This window comes from Roseovarius roseus (assembly GCF_043355935.2).
GTDB classification, from domain to species: Bacteria; Pseudomonadota; Alphaproteobacteria; order Rhodobacterales; family Rhodobacteraceae; genus Roseovarius; species Roseovarius roseus.
The window spans coordinates 89288-105204 of sequence record NZ_JBHFPE020000007.1 but is presented as its reverse complement, the minus strand read 5'-3'; the positions used below and the strand labels follow the sequence as shown (position 1 = coordinate 105204).

General features: G+C 66.3%; 18 protein-coding genes. 4 read left to right on the top strand and 14 right to left on the bottom strand.

Annotated features, from left to right (window positions below; genetic code table 11):
• Positions 1–6: 6 nt before the first annotated feature.
• The 4 genes from ACEWPL_RS12605 to dsbD all read right to left on the bottom strand — a co-directional run bounded on the left by ACEWPL_RS12605 (position 7) and on the right by dsbD (position 4086).
• Positions 7–705 (bottom strand): L,D-transpeptidase, encoded by a 699-nt coding sequence (locus tag ACEWPL_RS12605; protein ID WP_393928892.1) that lies wholly within the window; start codon positions 703–705, stop codon positions 7–9.
• A gap of 36 nt (positions 706–741) precedes the next feature.
• Positions 742–1374: a DsbA family protein gene (locus ACEWPL_RS12600; RefSeq protein ID WP_393928890.1), complete on the bottom strand. Its 633-nt coding sequence runs from the start codon at positions 1372–1374 to the stop codon at positions 742–744.
• Positions 1375–1441: 67 nt separating this feature from the next.
• Positions 1442–2278 (bottom strand): prolipoprotein diacylglyceryl transferase family protein, encoded by an 837-nt coding sequence (locus ACEWPL_RS12595; RefSeq protein WP_393928888.1) that lies wholly within the window; start codon positions 2276–2278, stop codon positions 1442–1444.
• The gene (dsbD, locus tag ACEWPL_RS12590) at positions 2275–4086 is read right to left on the bottom strand and encodes a protein-disulfide reductase DsbD (RefSeq protein WP_393928886.1); all 1812 of its coding nucleotides are present in this window, start codon (positions 4084–4086) and stop codon (positions 2275–2277) included. Before dsbD ends, ACEWPL_RS12595 begins: the two co-directional genes overlap by 4 nt.
• Before the next feature lie 83 nt (positions 4087–4169).
• On the opposite strand from dsbD, the gene ACEWPL_RS12585 reads away from it, so the two are divergent.
• Positions 4170–4835 (top strand): response regulator, encoded by a 666-nt coding sequence (locus ACEWPL_RS12585; protein ID WP_393928884.1) that lies wholly within the window; start codon positions 4170–4172, stop codon positions 4833–4835.
• The gene (locus tag ACEWPL_RS12580) at positions 4832–6172 is read left to right on the top strand and encodes an ATP-binding protein (RefSeq protein WP_393928882.1); all 1341 of its coding nucleotides are present in this window, start codon (positions 4832–4834) and stop codon (positions 6170–6172) included. The genes ACEWPL_RS12585 and ACEWPL_RS12580 overlap by 4 nt, the downstream gene beginning before the upstream one ends.
• 146 nt (positions 6173–6318) lie before the next feature.
• On the opposite strand, the gene ACEWPL_RS12575 is transcribed toward ACEWPL_RS12580, so the two are convergent.
• Positions 6319–7947 carry a tetratricopeptide repeat protein gene (locus ACEWPL_RS12575; protein ID WP_393928880.1) on the bottom strand — a complete coding sequence of 543 codons (1629 nt, stop codon included), beginning with the start codon at positions 7945–7947 and terminating at the stop codon, positions 6319–6321.
• 169 nt (positions 7948–8116) lie between these two features.
• On the opposite strand from ACEWPL_RS12575, the gene ACEWPL_RS12570 reads away from it, so the two are divergent.
• Both ACEWPL_RS12570 and ACEWPL_RS12565 read left to right on the top strand, forming a co-directional pair.
• Positions 8117–8425, top strand: coding sequence for a hypothetical protein (locus ACEWPL_RS12570; protein WP_420744349.1), 309 nt, complete (start codon positions 8117–8119; stop codon positions 8423–8425).
• A gap of 99 nt (positions 8426–8524) precedes the next feature.
• Entirely contained in the window at positions 8525–9319 is a 795-nt protein-coding gene (locus ACEWPL_RS12565; protein WP_393929622.1) for a Crp/Fnr family transcriptional regulator, read from the top strand.
• A 7-nt stretch (positions 9320–9326) separates the two neighbouring features.
• On the opposite strand, the gene ACEWPL_RS12560 is transcribed toward ACEWPL_RS12565, so the two are convergent.
• Genes ACEWPL_RS12560 through atpD form a run of 9 tightly spaced genes read right to left on the bottom strand, consistent with a single transcriptional unit; the run spans position 9327 to position 15910 of the window.
• Positions 9327–10259, bottom strand: a complete 933-nt coding sequence (locus tag ACEWPL_RS12560; protein ID WP_393929624.1) for a F0F1 ATP synthase subunit gamma — start codon at positions 10257–10259, stop codon at positions 9327–9329.
• Positions 10243–11781, bottom strand: a complete 1539-nt coding sequence (locus tag ACEWPL_RS12555) for a F0F1 ATP synthase subunit alpha (protein WP_393929626.1) — start codon at positions 11779–11781, stop codon at positions 10243–10245. Before ACEWPL_RS12555 ends, ACEWPL_RS12560 begins: the two co-directional genes overlap by 17 nt.
• Positions 11774–12544, bottom strand: coding sequence for a F0F1 ATP synthase subunit delta (locus tag ACEWPL_RS12550; protein WP_393929628.1), 771 nt, complete (start codon positions 12542–12544; stop codon positions 11774–11776). Before ACEWPL_RS12550 ends, ACEWPL_RS12555 begins: the two co-directional genes overlap by 8 nt.
• A 3-nt stretch (positions 12545–12547) precedes the next feature.
• Entirely contained in the window at positions 12548–12838 is a 291-nt protein-coding gene (locus ACEWPL_RS12545) for a F0F1 ATP synthase subunit C (protein WP_393929630.1), read from the bottom strand.
• Positions 12835–13530 (bottom strand): F0F1 ATP synthase subunit A, encoded by a 696-nt coding sequence (locus ACEWPL_RS12540; RefSeq protein WP_393929632.1) that lies wholly within the window; start codon positions 13528–13530, stop codon positions 12835–12837. The genes ACEWPL_RS12545 and ACEWPL_RS12540 overlap by 4 nt, the downstream gene beginning before the upstream one ends.
• Positions 13527–13826 carry an N-ATPase subunit AtpR gene (locus ACEWPL_RS12535; protein WP_393929634.1) on the bottom strand — a complete coding sequence of 100 codons (300 nt, stop codon included), beginning with the start codon at positions 13824–13826 and terminating at the stop codon, positions 13527–13529. The genes ACEWPL_RS12540 and ACEWPL_RS12535 overlap by 4 nt, the downstream gene beginning before the upstream one ends.
• Complete coding sequence (locus ACEWPL_RS12530) at positions 13813–14109, bottom strand: AtpZ/AtpI family protein (protein ID WP_393929636.1); 297 nt, start codon at positions 14107–14109, stop codon at positions 13813–13815. The genes ACEWPL_RS12535 and ACEWPL_RS12530 overlap by 14 nt, the downstream gene beginning before the upstream one ends.
• Positions 14106–14516 carry an ATPase gene (locus ACEWPL_RS12525; RefSeq protein WP_393929638.1) on the bottom strand — a complete coding sequence of 137 codons (411 nt, stop codon included), beginning with the start codon at positions 14514–14516 and terminating at the stop codon, positions 14106–14108. The genes ACEWPL_RS12530 and ACEWPL_RS12525 overlap by 4 nt, the downstream gene beginning before the upstream one ends.
• Entirely contained in the window at positions 14513–15910 is a 1398-nt protein-coding gene (gene atpD, locus ACEWPL_RS12520; protein WP_393929641.1) for a F0F1 ATP synthase subunit beta, read from the bottom strand. Before atpD ends, ACEWPL_RS12525 begins: the two co-directional genes overlap by 4 nt.
• Positions 15911–15917 lie beyond the last annotated feature (7 nt).

Sequence of the window (15917 nt, the reverse complement as noted above, 5' to 3'; positions counted from 1 at the left end):
CCCGCGCTAGTAGACGTTGGCCAGCCCCTCGGGCTGCATTGATGGCAGCACGATCACGTCAGAGCCGTGGATCGCGCGCTGATGCAGATCGATCACGTCATGATTGAGCATCCGGATGCACCCTTGCGAGACGGCTTTGCCCAACTCTTCGGGCGAGGCGCTGCCATGAACGCGGTAGAGCGTGTCCTTGCCATTCTTGAAGAGGTAGAGCGCGCGCGCGCCCATCGGGTTGTCCGGCCCCGGATCCATGCCGCCATTGGCGACCGAATAGGGCTCCAGATCCGGCTGGCGCTCAATCATGGTCAGGGGCACCTTCCAGCGCGGCCATTCGCGGCAGAATTGCAGGCGCGCCTTGCCCTGCCAGGCAAAGCCCGCCTTGCCCACGCTGACCCCGTAGCGCATGGCCTTGTCGGGGCCTTGGACGAAATGCAGCATCGCCGCATCGGGATCGACCACGATGGTGCCGCGGGGGTGCTGGGAAAAGGGGTTGGCGACCTCCTGCCGCCGCAAACGCGGGGCGATGACGCCCTCGCGCACGGCAGGGATCGGGTAGGGCTCGGTCGTGATCGGGCCATAGTGGTCAGGCAGCGGCGGATAGACCGGGGCCGGCGCGGGTGCAGGCGCCACCGGCTGGGCCGGCGGCTGCGCACAAGCGGCAAGGCCCCCTGCCCCCGCCAGAGCGAGAAAGCTGCGTCGGGTAAACATGATTTCATCCTTTACGGGTCAAGTGAGTGGGAAGGGCTAGGACCGGCTGTTCGCGACAGCCTCGTGCAGGGCCGCGCGGTCCATGCTGCCGGGATAGGTCGCCCGGCCCACGATGAAGGCGGGCGTGCCCTGCAGGCCCAGTTGCGTTGCCTGCGCGCTGTTGCGCATCAGCAGCCCGTCCCATTTGTTGCGATTGTCGCGGTAGGCGCTGTCCAGCCTGGCGGGATCAAGGCTGGCCTCTTGCAGCGCCTCATCTATCCCGGCATCGGTCAGGCGCCCTTCCGTGCCCATCAGCGCGTCGCTGGCTGCGCCGTAGACGCCCGCATCGGCCGCGCCAAGCGCCAGCTGGCTGGCCCGAACCGAGGCGGCGCCGAAAATGGGCCAGTCCTTCATCACGAGGCGGATATTGCCGTCCTCCTCGACGACCTCGGTCAGCACCGGATGGTTGGCCTTGCAATAGGGGCATTGGTAATCGAAGAACTCGACAATGGTGACATCGCCCTCGGGGTTTCCAAGCACCGGGTTGACCGGATCATGGAGCACGTCCTCGACGGTCAGGCCCTGCGCTTCAACCCGTTTTGCAGGCGGAATCAGCGTCATGCCAAGCGCCGCGGCGCTCGTGCCCGCGACGCCGCCGACAATCAGGTTTCTTCGGGTGATGAGGGTCATGATGGCTCTCCTTTGTCATGAGGTTCGGGCGCGGTGCCGCGCGGCGGCTCTGCCCGCAGATATCGTGTCACTCTGCATCGCTTGCGGTCTGCAGATCCCTGATCCCGGCCAGCAGGGCGGCGCGGGAAATCTCTCCGGTATGGACGGCTTGCAATGTGCCGTCGGCCGCGAAAAAGAGCGTGCTGGGCAGGCCCATAAGCTTGAACTTCTCCATGAGGGCATTGTTTGGGTCGCGGATCATTCCAGCCTCGGGCAAATCCGTGAGCTGAAGGAACTGGCGGATCGTGCCCACCTGTTCGCCCTGATTGGCAAAGACGATCTCGGCGCCGTCCTGGTTCGAGGACTGCGATTGCGCGACATCCACCATCATCGGCATTTCGCGCCGACAAGGCGGGCACCATGTGGCCCAAAGGTTCAGCACCAGCGGCTGACCGTCACGCTCGTTCAAGGAGACCGGCGCGCCAGACAGATCCGCGAACCCTGCTGCGGGAATCCGGCCGCGCACGTCATCCGGCAGCAGGACGGTCCCGATCTTGAATACCAAAGCGGCGGCTATGGCGCTGATCAACACCGGCAGGCCGGCCCCGCGCTGTCGCAGGAACGCCGCGAACAGAGTGGCACCTGCGCCAAATGTGCCCGCAGCACTGCTGAACCCACCCTGCCAGATCGCAAAGACCGAAAGCGGCGCGGCGGCGAAGGCCTCCCAATGCCCGATGACATAGCCGAGGCGCGCGGCGGCGATCCAGGCGACGAGGGTCGCGCCAGACCAGCGGCGGATGGCCTCGGCGCTGCCGCGTTTGCGCCAGGCGGCGATCTCGGCCACGAGGAGAAAAGCGATGATGGTCACGACCGCGACAAAGCGGTCATTGGCAAAGACAAGCGGGCCGATCGAAATGGAATTCATTGCACCGCCTCCATGGATGTCACGACCGCGCCGGGGCCGGTATCGCCCACGATGCGTGTGCCGCTGGCCTCGGCGCGGCCCCGGTCCAGAAAGACCATGGTCGGCGGGCCGACCGCGCCCAACCGGTCCAGCATCGCCTGCCCCCCGGCGCCGAAATCGGTGACATCCGCCGCGATCACATGCGCCTCCGACAGTGCGGCCTGAACGCCCGCATCGGGCCAGACGTTCCGCTCGGTCACGCGGCAGGTCACGCACCAGTCGGCGGTGACATAGACCATCGCAGGCCGATCCGATTGCGCCATCAGCGCGGCGTCAAGTGATTGAACATCGCTGACCGTGTCGAACTGGATCGGCGCGGCCTCGGGCGTGGCGCCGCCCCCGCCCTGAAGCGCGGCCAGCGGGCGCAGCGGATCGCCCCCGCCCAGCGCGGCGCCGACGGCCATGATCGCACCGGCCAGCATTGACAGGATGCCGGCGGTCTTGGCCCCGCGCCGCGCAGCACCGGCGCCTGCGGGCAGCATGTCCATCGCCCCGGCAAAGATGCCCGCCCCGATCAGCAGGGCCGCCCAGAGCGCGAGGATCGCGGGGCCGGGCACCAGCCGCCCGATCAACCAGATCGCCATGCCGAGGAACACGAAACCGAAGAGACGCTTGACCCCGTCCATCCATCCACCTGCGCGCGGCAGCATCCGCGACCCCAGCGTGCCCGCGATCATCAGAGGGATCCCCTGCCCCAGTCCCAGAGCAAAAAGCGCCCCGGCACCGAGCAATATGTCCCCCGTCCCCGCGATATAGAGCAGCGCGCCCGCCAGCGGCGCTGTCACGCACGGCCCCACGATCAGCGCCGAGGTGAAGCCCAGCATCGCCGCGCCGCCAAACGTGCCGCCGCGCTGTGATCCGGCAGATGAGAGGCGCCGCGTCCAGGCATCCGGCAGGCGCAGCTCGAACAGGCCGAACATCGACAGGGCCAACACGGCAAAGATGCCCGCGACAATGTAGATCGCCACCGGCGATTGCAGCACCACCTGCAGGTTCTGCCCCGACCATGCCGCCGCGACGCCCAAAAGGCCGAAGGCCGAGGCCATCGCCAGAACATAGACGCCGGACAAGGCCGCCCCGCGCCGCGCCGTCAGGTCACGCCCCTCGCCCGAAAGGATACCCGCGAGGATCGGAAACATCGGAAAGACGCAAGGCGTAAAGGCCAAGAGCAGGCCGAAACCCAGAAAACCCACCAGCACCAGCAAGGCCCCGCCGCGCGACTGGAGGCCCTCGATCACGCCGGTTTCTTTGGCCAGCGTGACGCTGCCGGTCGGCGCAGCAGCGGAGATCGCGCCCGAGCCGACAGCAGGCCCGTCATCCAGCGCGGCCAATGTCTCGCTGCTCGGCGGATAGCAGATGCCGCCATCCTGGCAGCCCTGCCATGTCACGGTCACGGGGCCTTCCACCGGCGCCATCAGGGCCTCGGCACCGCCCGTGTAGATCTGCGTGGGTCCGAACGTCGGATCGTCCATCTCGGTGCCCGGCTCGGTCTCCAGCGACACGGGCGCGCCGTCTGGTGTCTCAGCCGACAGTTTGTCGCGGTAGAGATAGTATCCCTCGGCCACCTCCCATGACAGGATGCGGCTTCCATCCGCCTGCTCGGACACACTGAGCTGGAACGCCTCGGCGACCGGAAGCGGAGCGCCGGCCGAGGATGAGAGGGTCTGCGCCATGCCCGGCATGGCGACGATGGCCGTCGCCCAGAGGACGATGACGAAACGCGACAAGTGCCTTGCGACGCGGCGGATGTGAATCGATGGTTTTGTCATGCGGTCCGGATCGTCCTTTGGGCTTAAGCGAGGCTTAAGGTCGGCGGCCTACGCCTGTAACGTGGCGGAAAGGAGTTTGGCCGATGCGCATATTGATTGTCGAGGATGACGCGACGCTGGCCGATGGCCTGTCTGTCGGCCTGCGCCTGTCGGGCTTCACCCCCGAGCTGGTCGAGACGTGCGCCGACGCGGATGAGGCGCTGGAACAGGGCGGTTTTGCCGCCGTGGCGCTGGACATCATGCTACCCGACGGCTCGGGGCTGGATATCCTTTCGGGGATGCGCGCGCGCGGCGACCGCACGCCCGTGCTGCTGCTGACCGCGCTGGACCAGGTGAGTGACCGGATTGCCGGGCTGGATCTGGGGGCCGACGACTACCTTGGCAAACCCTTCGATCTGGACGAGGTGACGGCGCGCCTGCGCTCGATCGTGCGTAGGGCCGAGGGGCGCGCGCAGGCCGAGCTGGAGTGGAACGGGCTGACCGTGGACCCCGCGCGAATGTCGGGACGGCAGGAGGGCCGCGACGTCGTCTTCTCTCCGCGCGAATTCGTCATCCTGCGCGCCTTGCTGGAACGGCCCGGCGCGATCCTGTCCAAAGCCGCGCTCGAGGATCGGCTCTATGGCTGGCAGGAAGGGATCGAGAGCAACGCGGTCGAGGTCCATATCCACCGGCTGCGCGCCAAGCTGGGCGCGGAATTCATCCAGACGGTGCGTGGCGCGGGATACAAGCTGGCCAAGGAGGACGCATGAATTCGATCCGCATCCGGCTGTTCGCTGTGCTGATGCTGGCAACGGGGGCCGTTTGGCTGTCGGCCTTCGTCTGGATTCAGCAATCAACCCGCGCCGAGGTCGAGCGCGTTCTGGACGCGCGGCTGGCCGAAGCGGGGCAGATGGTATCGTCGCTGATCTCGGACCGGCGGATCGACGTGGCCGGCGCCGCCACCATCGCCGAGGAGATGACCGGGCTGGAGAGCCCAGGCGCCGCGTATTCGCACAAGCTGTCCTGCCAGATCTGGTCGCTGGACGGTACGCTTGTCGGGCGCTCGGGCAGCGCGCCCGAGGGGCAGCTGTCGGCGCAGGATACAGGCTTTGCCGACAGCATCGTCGATGGCGAGGAATGGCGCGTCTATTCGGTCGTGAACGAGGAGTTGGGCGTGCGCGTCATGGTGGGCGACAGCCATACCGTGCGCGATGGCCTCGTGCGTGACGTGACGACCGGCCTGATCGTGCCCGCGCTCTTGATCCTGCCGATCCTGGCGGGTCTGATCTGGCTCAGCCTGCGGCGCGGGCTCTTGCCGCTGGACCGGCTGGCGCGGGGGCTGGCGCAGCGCGGCGCGGCCGATCTGGACCCCGTCGCCGCCAGCGCATTGCCGCGCGAAATCCGGCCCGTCGGCACGGCGCTCAACGGTCTTTTCAGCCGGGTCAGTGCGGCGCGCGAGCGTGAAAAGGCGTTTACCTCCTTTGCCGCGCACGAGTTGAAAACGCCGCTGGCCGGGATCAAGACGCAGGCGCAGGTCGCGGCCATGGCCTCGGACGACGCCACCCGCGCCGGGGCGCTTGCACGCATCCAGCAGGGGGTGGACCGGACCGACAGGATGGTGCGCCAGCTCTTGTCGCTGGCTTCGGTGGACAGCAGCGAGGGCGGCGAGCGAACGCCGGTCGATGTGGCCGCGGTCCTGCGCGACGTGGTCGAGGATCTGTCACGGCAGGCCGCCGCCAAAGAGGTGGCAGTCGAGATCGAGGCCGAGGGCAGAGACACGATCCAGAGCGATCCGGTCCTGCTGACCGCCGCGCTGCGCAACGTGATCGAAAATGCCATCGCCATGACACCGCGGGGGAGCCGCGTCGACATCACGCTGGGCGCCGCTGGCGACGGGCTGCGCATCCAAGTCATGGATGGCGGGCCGGGCATTGCCGAGGCCGATCGGGCCCACGTGACCGACAGGTTCTTTCGCGGCAGCGGCGCCCGCGCCAATGGCAGCGGGCTAGGCCTCGCCATCGCGCGCACAGCGGTCGAGCGGCTGGGCGGCCACCTTCGCTTCGCGCCCCGCGAGGGCGGCGGCGAGATGGTCACGCTGGAGTTCTAAGAACGCGCGTTTTGGAGGGCGCCGCGCCGTCCAGCCACGGCATCCGACAGCGGATGCGCAGATCAGGGCATCTCGGCCAATGAGGGGCAAGCGCCGTCGGCCGCATGGGCGAAAAGGGACAGGAGTAGATCCGGCAGCGCGAGGTTTCAGGACGACTTGTCGCCTGCCGCCTCGCCAGTCTCCTCCGGAAAGGTGAGACCCACCTTCTCCCAAGCCGCCATGGCCCGGCTGGTGATCGCCGGATCCAAATGCCACGCGCGAGCATGCCTGACCATGAAGCACTCGAAATCCGGCTCCAACTCAAGCACACGCGCCTTTTCGTCCATCGCGCGCTCCATTTCGCCCAACTCGGCCAGAAACCAGGTCAGGTAGGCATGGTAGAAAAAGGTGTTGGGGATCGGCGCGCTTTCGATTTCGGTCTTTGCCTCGGCAGGGCCCTTGGTCATGGCAACGGCAATCGCCTTGATCGTGTGAAACCATCCGGCATGCACAGGGTTGAGGGCAATGGCCTGATCCAGCAGGTCCACCGCGACATCCCATTTCGCCAATGCCGCATAGCAGGTGCCCAGCTTTGCCATCAGCTCGCCATAGCCGGGATTGAGGCTGATCGCCAACTGGGCCGAGCGATCGAACCCCTCGAGATCCCCTGCAAAGAACCTCGCCACGGCCAGCGCCTTGTGCGCAACCGCGTTTTGCGGATCGCAGGAAACGGCCATCATGGCCTGCTCCATCATCTGGGTCAGCAGGTCGTCGCCCCCGGCGGGCGGCATGTGATACTCATCCGCCAGGACCAGCGCCAGCACCGCATGGGCATCGGACGAGCCGCCATCCTCCTCCAGCACGGCCAAGAGCCCGTCGCGGATCTCCTCGCGCTCGGCTGGGCTCAGCTCGAACGAGAGCTGGTGATAGCGCGAAATCCAGTTGTAGGTCTCCCATTTCTGGCTGAGGCCCGCCGCCGCCGCGCGCTGTGCATAGAGGCCCAGAGGGCCGAACCTGTCGGTGATCCGCGCCGCGATGCGCATCGCCATCCGGTCTTGCATTTCGTAGAAGGCGGGCAGCTCCATCCGGTCGCAGAAGTGGTCGACCAGCACGATGGAATCCGCCGCTGCATCGACAAGGTTAATCGAAACGTCGATCCGCCCATCGCGCATCATCAGGCTGCCCTCCAGCACGAAATCCGCGCCCAGCACCTCCTGGATCTGTGGAATCGTCATCTTGTTCTGCTTGACCGTTTCCATTGTCGAGCGGGAAAAGACGGATATCTCCTTGAAGCGCGACAGGTTGGCAATCGTCTCCTCGGTCAGCCCGTGCGAGATGAAGTCGTCCGCCCCGCCCGGGCTGTAATTATCGAAGGGCAGCACGGCGATGGAGGGCTTGTCCAGGCTTGTGCCAAGGGCGCCGGGCCGGACGGCCGTTGGCCTTTTGCCGTCCCATGACAGGAAAAACGACGGCTCGTACGAGCCTTTCTCGATGGCGATGTGAATGGGGTCGTCCTGGCCGTCCTGCACATAGAACTGCTCCAGCTTCTGGCGCAGGGCCCGCGCCTGCACGCGCACGATGGTATCTGTCTGGGGGTCGAAATCCTTGGGCCGGTCAAACACGTCGATACCGATGGTGTAGCCCTTGAGCCGATCGGCGCGACCGGCCAGCGCCTCTTCGACGAGGTAGGTCAAAAAGCGTGACAGGCGCGGCGCGTTGCAGAACTGGCGGCTCTCGATGATCCGGGCCAGCTGTGTGCGAACCACGTCCGTGGGCAATGATGTTGTCAGTTTCATGGCCCCGGCCCCTTGAATTCAGGCGTCGAACAAACGCGTTTGCTGATCTCCCCCACGCATAGACTCACCGTGATTCACTTAGATGTCAGGCCTCTTGGCATAGACTGAAAATGATAGCGGGATCACATGCCACACTGGGCATCAATACCACGCATATCCTGAAGGTGCCATGATGAACGCACAGGATGAAAGTCTGAAATCGGCAATGAGCTGCCTGAAGAAATTCGGTGCTGAACTGGAGGATATGGTAGAACTTGTGAAGGGTGGAAAATCGCCGGACACCACATGGATGGCGCCCCCTTTGGCCGAGTTGAACGCGCAGGTCCGCACCACGTTGCAGATGTTTCAAAGTGCGGCTTTCGACCGGGCGCACGGCGCCGAGGCGCAATCGGCCAAGGGTTATGACGACTGGGATGCGCTGCGCAGGGCCATCCTGACCTATCGCACCCTCGCGAGGCAGCGCGCAAAGAGACACTAGCAGGATCAAGGCAAGGGCCGCAGCCACGCTGCGCACCCGCGCACCAACAGGTTTCGATGCGCAGAATGCCGCCGATGCCACATGAACGGGGATAGCGCCATGACAATATCCATCGCAGAGACCACCACACGACCCGGCACGCCCATCGCGCGTGCCCGGCCTATAGCCTTGGCGCGCATCGCCGGCCCCTCCCGGTCAAAGCCGGCCATTGTGGCACCGGTGGCTCGTAGCCAGGCCATCGCGGCACCGCGCCGCCCCGAGGTTGAGGCGGATTGCAGCCCGCTGGTATCACTCTTCGAGCGGAAATCGTTTCGCAAGCAGTTCCAGCCTGACGCCACCATCCTGCTGCATGACGAGCCTGCGGAAGCGATGTACATGGTCACATCCGGGATCGTGCGCTGCTGCACCATCGATTCCAGAGGTCGGCGGCAGATATTCTCCTTTGCCACAAAGGGCGATCTCGTCGGGATTTCCGATGTCGATCGTTGGCACTTTACCGCCGAGGCCGTCGATCATGTGACCCTGCGCGCCCTGCCCCGCACAACCATCGAGCACGAGCTTGGCGTCAGCGACGCGCTGCGGCAGGACATGCACAAGCGCATGCGGATACTGTTGGCCCGCCGCGAACAACAGCTGCTTGCGCTGCTCAACAACAAGGCGCATGAGCGCCTGTTCGACTTCCTCAAGGCCTTTGCAGCGACACGGTCCAGCATGGGGCACATCGCCCTGCCCATGCCGCGCCGCGATATCGCGGATCATCTGGGCCTGTCGGTCGAGACCGTCAGCCGCGCTTTCAGCGACCTCAAGACCAAGGGCCTGATCGACCTTGCCAGCCACGAGAAATACAGGATCCTGCAAAGGGATGAGGATCAGCCGCGCGCCCTCGCCTGCTGAACGGCCATCACTGAGCGGCGACCTCGTCCCCGCTTGTCTCCACGCTTTTTTCCCGCTTCTTGTCCTTCTTGAGCGCTTCGAAGCCCATGATGACGTCCAGAAGCTCGGTCGTGATCTCGGTCTGGCGCAGCCCCCGCGTTTCGGATTGCAGCTCCAATAGCCTGTCATCCACCGATTGCTCGGCCTGCTGCATCAATGCCATGCGGGCCGCGTTCTCGGTCACCAGCGCCTCGGCGGCGGCGCGGAACAGGCTGGCAAAGAGGTGCCCCCGGATCAGCGCGACGAAGAGATCATCGGGCTTCATCGAGAAACAGGGCAGGCTGCGCGACGGCCACGGCGTGCTTTGCATCTCTGCCACCATGGCGGGATCCAGCGGAAGCAGGGCGGCAATCCGGGGGGATTGCACTCCCCCTTCGTCCCGCGCCGCATAGGCAAGGGACACCGCCAGACCGCGCGGCAGGCTTTCGCGCCGGATCGTATCCAGCCGCTGCGTCAGAAGATTTGCAAGGCGGCCGATCCCGTCGACCGAGGCCGGCGGCGATAGCGGCTTTTCCGCGACAAGGCCCTGATCGGACAGCGCATCGGCCATCTGCGCCCCGATTGAGAGCAAGGTCACGGCATCACCCCCGCTGGCGGTGATATGCTGCGCCACCTGCGCCGCGACCCCCTCGTTGTAATTGCCGCAAAGCCCGTGATCCGAGCCGAAGACGATGATGACGCGTGCATCCCCCTCCGCGCCCGCTGCGCCGACCGGCCCGGATTGCGACAAGAAGGCATGCAGACCCTCCAGAACTGTGCGGTGATAGGCCTCGATCGCGCTGGCCGCATGCTCGTACGGGGCCGAATTGATGACCGAGAGGGTCTTCATCGTGTGCACCACGCTGCGGATGCCCTGCATGCTGGTCGTGCGCCGGGTCAATTGCTCAAGCGTCTGGGCCATTCTGCGCCTCCAATGCCGCGCGCGCCTGCTGTCCGAGCGCAGACATGCGGGCGCGGTCCTCGTCGCTCAGAGCGCGGTTTTGCGCGATCTGTTCGCTGAGATCCTTCAGATCGCTTGCGGCCGCAGTCCTCACCTTGGCCATGACGGCCACCACGGCGGCCTCGTCCAGCCCGTCGAACTGACCGTCCATCGCCGAGACGAGGACGGCAAGCTGCTCGATCGCGGGCATCGGGTCACGCTCGGCCTGCCGCAGCGAGGCGCGCACCGCCGCGCCGCGCGTCAGACGCGCCCGCGTGGCATCGTCCAGCCTTGTGCCGAAACGCGCGAAATCCTCCAGCTCTTCGAATTGCGACAGGGTCACGCGTAGGTTGCCCGACACGGCGCGGAAAGCACGGCTTTGCGCCTTGCCGCCCACCCGGCTGACCGAGACGCCCAGATCAACCGCCGGAAACTGGTTTTTTCGCACTAGGCGCGGCGAGAGGTAGACCTGCCCGTCGGTGATGGAAATCAGGTTGGTCGGGATATAGGCCGAAAGGTTCTCGGCCTGCGTCTCGACCACCGGCAAGACGGTGATCGACCCGCCGCCAGCATCCTCGGTGAATTGCCCGGCCCGCTCCAGCAGGCGGGCATGGATGTAGAAGATATCGCCGGGAAACGCCTCGCGCCCCGGTGGGCGGCGGAGGAGCAGCGACAGCTCGCGGTACGAGCGCGCGTGATGCGTCAGGTCATCCAGCACCACCAGCACATCGCGGCCCTCACCGGCAAAATGCTCGGCCATGGTCAGGGCGGCATAGGGCGCCACATAGGCAAGGCCTGCCGCATCCTCGTCGCCCGCCGCAAGGATGATGGTGCGGTCCGCCATGCCGCCCTCGCGGATCGCGCCGATCACCTTGGCCACCGCATCGCCGCGCTGCCCGATGGCGCAATAGATGCAGACCACATCCGTGCGTTTCTGATTGAGGATCGCGTCGACGGCCAGCGAGGTCTTGCCGGTCTGCCGGTCGCCGATCACCAGTTGCCGCTGCCCAAGGCCGATGGGCACCGCCGCATCGACCGCCTTGATCCCGGTGGCGAGGGGGCGCGAAATGGCCTTGCGCTGCAGGATCTCGGGCGCCTCCGCCTCGACCGGGCGGCGCGCCCCGGCCTTGATCGCACCCATGCCATCCTGCGGCTGGCCCAGCGCGTTGACGACGCGGCCCAGAAGGGCGTCGCCGACCTGTGTGCTGACGACCGAATGGGTCCGCGTGACGTTCGTGCCCACGCCGATATGGTCGGACGGACCGAGAAGGACGACGCCCAGCCGCCCCGGCTCCAGATCGAGGACGAGGCCCATGAGGCCGCCATCGAATTGGAGCAATTCCTCCGCGAGCGCCCGCTCCAGCCCGGTCACGACGGCGATGCCATCCGCCACCTCGGCCACCTGCCCGATCTCGCTCAGGCGCGGCGGGGGCGCGGGGCTGCCCAGCAGCGCCTTGACCATGCCTTCGGGCTCGGGGCCGATCGTGTCTGCGGGGTCAGTCATGGGTGTGCGCCTTGTGATCCGTATCCGCCGCAAGGCGCGCGGTGATCTGCGCGCCCAAGCCCTCCACGTAGGACTCCACGGTCCAGTCCAGCTGCGCGCCGCCGATGCGCAGCACGAGGCCCGGTGATTGATCGGCATTCGTATGGAACGTGACATCGGCCTTCGGAAAGATGGCTTTCAATTCGGCGCTCATGGCCTTGGCGACCTTGGCGGGCAGCGGATCGCGGCTGCTGACCATGGCGGTGGGGGGCGCCCCACCCGCAGCGCGCTTGAGCTCGTCGGTCATCGGCCGGATCTGTTGCACGAGGCGCTGCGCCATCAGTGCCTCCAGCGTCTCATCGGCCAGATCGCTCAGCGCCTTGCGCGTCAGCGACAGCAGGGCCTCCGCCCCGGCGCGGTGCATCCTGGCCGAATACTTCCGCGTCTCGCCATCCATCTGCGCCTTCCAGCTTGCGTATTCGCGGTCCACGCGCTCCTGCGCGGCGGCCAGCATGGCATCGCGATCGGCCTCGGCGGCCTCGCGCGCGGCCTCGGCGGCCTCGTCCCTTGCAGCGGCCAGCTCGTGCAGCTTGCCGCGATAGTCCGCCTCGGTCTGGGCCGCCTCATCCTTGGCCACGGCAGCCTCCTGCATCCGCGCTGAAATCTCGGCCTCACGCGCGTCGATGCCGTCCAAGATCGGCCGGTAGAGGAACCGCTTGAGCAGCCAGACGAGCACCAGGAAATTGGCGATCTGAGCCGCGACCGTGATCCAGTCGATGGACATGGGTCAGTTACCCGCCGCCTGCTGCGCGGCCTCCAAGGCCACGGTCCAGAACGGATTGGCGAAGAGCAGGATCATCGCGACGACGAAACAGTAGATCGCGGTGGATTCGATCATCGCAAGGCTGACGAAAAGCGTGCGCGAGATGGTCGGCGCCGCGTCGGGCTGCTGCGCGATGGCGCTCAGCGCGGTGGCCGCCGCGCGCCCTTCGCCCAAGGCCGGGCCGATGGCCCCGAAGGACACGGTCAGGCCCGCGGTAAAGATCGAGATTGCGGCGATGATGGCCAAATCAGTCATATAGTGTCCTTTTCAGGCTGCGAAGAGCTGGGTTGAGCCGTGGCGCCGGCGATGTAGACGGTCGCCAGGATGGCAAAGATGTAGGCTTGGATCATGCCGGTCAGCAGGCCCAGCACATCCATCACCACGGGGAAAAAGAAGGGCGCGACGGTCAGCAGGATGGCCGCGATGACCGCACCGCTCATGATGTTGCCGTAAAGGCGGATGGCCAGCGAGATGCCGCGCGAGAACTCGGAAATGATGTTGAAGGGCAGCATGATGAACGAGGGCTGCAGATATGTCTTGAGATAGCCGCCGACGCCCCGGCTGGTGACGCCAAAGAGCGGCACCGCGATCAGCACCGACAGCGCCAGCGCCGTGGTGGTCGAGAGCGAGGATGTCGGCGGATCGAAGCCCGGGATGACCAGCAAGAGGTTTGACACCGCAACAAACAAAAAGAGCGTGCCCGCGAAATAGAGCAGATGACGCGAGGGGCCGGGCGCGATCTCGTGGATCTGGCCCTGAATGCCTTGCACGATGACCTCCAGCGTGGTGCGCCAGCGACCCGGCGGTACATCCGCGCGCAGATTGCGCGTGATCAGCATCGACGCGCCCACCAGCAGAGCCATCACGACCCAGGTGAAGAAGATGGTGGCATTGATGGGGATGCCCCAGAGGTGGAACATCAGGGTCTGATCGGGCGACAGGGTCATGGCGCGCGCTCCGGCGCCGTGCCGAGCCGCGCGGCGGTGGTCGCGACAAACCGCGCGGCAAGGAATGCCGCCGCATAGCCCAGCGCCGCCCATGGCCCGCCCTGCACAGTCACCGCCCAGCCTACCGCCAACAGAAGCGCAATGCGTATCACCGCGCTCAGCGCCAGCAGCGCGACCGGGTTTTGCGCCCTGAGCGCGCGGCGCATGCCAAGGGCCAGCCCCACGAAGAAAAGTGTGCTGACCGCCGCGCCCATAGCGCCGCCCAGCATCAGGGCTGTCCAATCAATCGGTGTCATCGGGGCGTCCTTCCTTGTTGATCCAGGCGATGGCGATGAAAATGCCCACGACCACGCCGCCGAGGATCAGCGCAATCGTCCAGTTGAAGCTTTGCGGCGCTACCCGGTCCAGCCAGAGGCCCAGAAACGCCCCGCCGACCGTCGGCACGGCAATGGACCACCCGATCATCCCGAAGGTGCCGATGCCACGCAGCGGGCTTGGCCCCGGATGCTCGCGCCGCGATTTCATCCGCTGGGCCTGCCGCGCGATGTCTTCGGCCGGTTTATCTTGCTTGCGGGTCATGGCTGCGGCCTTTGCAACTCGGCAAAACGGCGCACGATATTCGCCTCCAGCCGCGACAGGGCCGAGCGGGCCTGCCGCTCTTCCTCGTCCATCTGGACAAAGCGCGCCTCGACCGTTTGCTTGAGCGTGCCCAGATCGTCGCCGCGCACACCGCGCAGGGCCGCGACCGAAACCTCCGGCCCCTTCTTGACAAGCAGCCCTTCGTCCAGGCCGAAAATCGCCTCCGAGCCGTCGACGAGGCGCAGGGTCAGAACCGACGGCACGAGGGCGGTGACGAAATCGACATGGTTGGGATAGATGCCGAACCCTCCGTTCGGAGCCACCCCCGTGAGCCGGCTGGCCTGCCCCTGAAAAAGCGTGCCGGCCGGCAGGCGCAGGGTAACCGTCATTTTGGTGGCCATACTCATGCGGCGGCCTCCCCCAGATCGGAGAGGCCGCCGATCATGTAATAGGCGCTTTCGGGCAGGTCGAACTCGGTTTGGCCCAGGATCGTCTCGCACCCGTCCAGCGTCTCGGCGATGGGCACCAGCCTGCCCTTGGTGCCGCTGAACGCCTCGGTGGTGACGAAAGGTTGCGTCAGGAACCGCTCGAGCCGCCGGGCGCGGGCCACGGTGGCGCGGTCGGCCGAGGACAGCTCCTCAAGGCCTAGCATCGCGATGATGTCGCGCAACTCCTCATACTCGGCCAGTGTGCGGCGCACGGCGCGGGCGATGTCGTAGTGCCGCTGACCCACGACCGAGGGGGTCAGCATGACCGAGGCCGAGGCCAGCGGATCGACCGCCGGATAGAGCCCTTCGCTCGCCCGTTTGCGCGACAGCACGACGGAGGCGGAAAGATGCGAAAAGATATGCGCCGCCGCCGGATCGGTGAAATCGTCGGCGGGCACATAGACCGCCTGGATAGAGGTGATCGCCCCCCGCTTGGTCGAGGTGATGCGCTCTTCCAGCGCGGCAAGCTCGGTGGCCAGCGTCGGCTGATAGCCCACGCGCGAGGGCATCCGCCCCATCAGGCCTGAAACCTCGGAGCCCGCCTGTACGAAGCGAAAGATATTGTCGATCAGCAGCAAGACGTCTTGCCCCTTGTCGTCGCGGAAATACTCGGCCATCGTCAGCGCGGTCTTGCCCACCAGAAACCGCACGCCCGGCGCCTCGTTCATCTGGCCAAAGAGCATCACGGTCTTGTCGCGCACACCCGCCTCCCCCATCTCGCGGTAAAGCTCCTCGGCCTCGCGCGACCGCTCGCCGATGCCGCAAAAGAGGCTGACGCCCTTGTGATGCTGGACGGTGTTATTGATCAACTCGGTGATCAGAACGGTCTTGCCCACGCCCGCGCCGCCAAAGAGCCCCGCCTTGCCGCCCCGCTCGATGGGCGACAGCAGGTCGATGGCTTTGATCCCGGTCTCTAGGATCTGCGAATGCAGGACACGCTCGCTCAGGGGCGGTGGCGGGCGGTGGATCGAGCGACGTTCGCTCGCAACTGGCGCTGGCCGTCCATCAATCGGCGCGCCGAAGACGTCCAGCATGCGGCCCAGAACGGCCTCGCCCACAGGCACCCGGATCGGGCCGCCCGTCGCCTTCACGCTCTGGCCCAGGCCCAGCCCGCGCACGGGCGCCATTGCCATCGTGCGCACCAACCCGTCCCCGATGAGGCTTGATACCTCGAGCGCCACGTCACCGGCATAAAGCAGATCATGGATGCGCGGGGGCGGTCCGGCAAAGGCCACGTCGACCACCCCGCCACGAATGGCCGCGATGCGGCCTTCGGTGGTGTCGGAAATCTCTGCGGAGGGTTCTGCGCTCACCGTGTCA

What these genes read in the sequence shown, in the direction of transcription:
- ACEWPL_RS12550 (WP_393929628.1), bottom strand. Translation starts at nt 12,544, where the DNA reads ATGTCCATCGACTGGATCACGGTCGCGGCTCAGATCGCCAATTTCCTG.
- ACEWPL_RS12595 (WP_393928888.1), bottom strand. Translation starts at nt 2,278, where the DNA reads ATGAATTCCATTTCGATCGGCCCGCTTGTCTTTGCCAATGACCGCTTT.
- ACEWPL_RS12535 (WP_393929634.1), bottom strand. Translation starts at nt 13,826, where the DNA reads ATGACACCGATTGATTGGACAGCCCTGATGCTGGGCGGCGCTATGGGC.
- ACEWPL_RS12580 (WP_393928882.1), top strand. Translation starts at nt 4,832, where the DNA reads ATGAATTCGATCCGCATCCGGCTGTTCGCTGTGCTGATGCTGGCAACG.
- ACEWPL_RS12600 (WP_393928890.1), bottom strand. Translation starts at nt 1,374, where the DNA reads ATGACCCTCATCACCCGAAGAAACCTGATTGTCGGCGGCGTCGCGGGC.
- ACEWPL_RS12540 (WP_393929632.1), bottom strand. Translation starts at nt 13,530, where the DNA reads ATGACCCTGTCGCCCGATCAGACCCTGATGTTCCACCTCTGGGGCATC.
- dsbD (WP_393928886.1), bottom strand. Translation starts at nt 4,086, where the DNA reads ATGACAAAACCATCGATTCACATCCGCCGCGTCGCAAGGCACTTGTCG.
- ACEWPL_RS12545 (WP_393929630.1), bottom strand. Translation starts at nt 12,838, where the DNA reads ATGACTGATTTGGCCATCATCGCCGCAATCTCGATCTTTACCGCGGGC.
- ACEWPL_RS12525 (WP_393929638.1), bottom strand. Translation starts at nt 14,516, where the DNA reads ATGAGTATGGCCACCAAAATGACGGTTACCCTGCGCCTGCCGGCCGGC.
- ACEWPL_RS12560 (WP_393929624.1), bottom strand. Translation starts at nt 10,259, where the DNA reads ATGGCCCAGACGCTTGAGCAATTGACCCGGCGCACGACCAGCATGCAG.
- ACEWPL_RS12585 (WP_393928884.1), top strand. Translation starts at nt 4,170, where the DNA reads ATGCGCATATTGATTGTCGAGGATGACGCGACGCTGGCCGATGGCCTG.
- ACEWPL_RS12605 (WP_393928892.1), bottom strand. Translation starts at nt 705, where the DNA reads ATGTTTACCCGACGCAGCTTTCTCGCTCTGGCGGGGGCAGGGGGCCTT.
- ACEWPL_RS12575 (WP_393928880.1), bottom strand. Translation starts at nt 7,947, where the DNA reads ATGAAACTGACAACATCATTGCCCACGGACGTGGTTCGCACACAGCTG.
- ACEWPL_RS12555 (WP_393929626.1), bottom strand. Translation starts at nt 11,781, where the DNA reads ATGACTGACCCCGCAGACACGATCGGCCCCGAGCCCGAAGGCATGGTC.
- ACEWPL_RS12565 (WP_393929622.1), top strand. Translation starts at nt 8,525, where the DNA reads ATGACAATATCCATCGCAGAGACCACCACACGACCCGGCACGCCCATC.
- ACEWPL_RS12530 (WP_393929636.1), bottom strand. Translation starts at nt 14,109, where the DNA reads ATGACCCGCAAGCAAGATAAACCGGCCGAAGACATCGCGCGGCAGGCC.
- ACEWPL_RS12570 (WP_420744349.1), top strand. Translation starts at nt 8,117, where the DNA reads ATGATGAACGCACAGGATGAAAGTCTGAAATCGGCAATGAGCTGCCTG.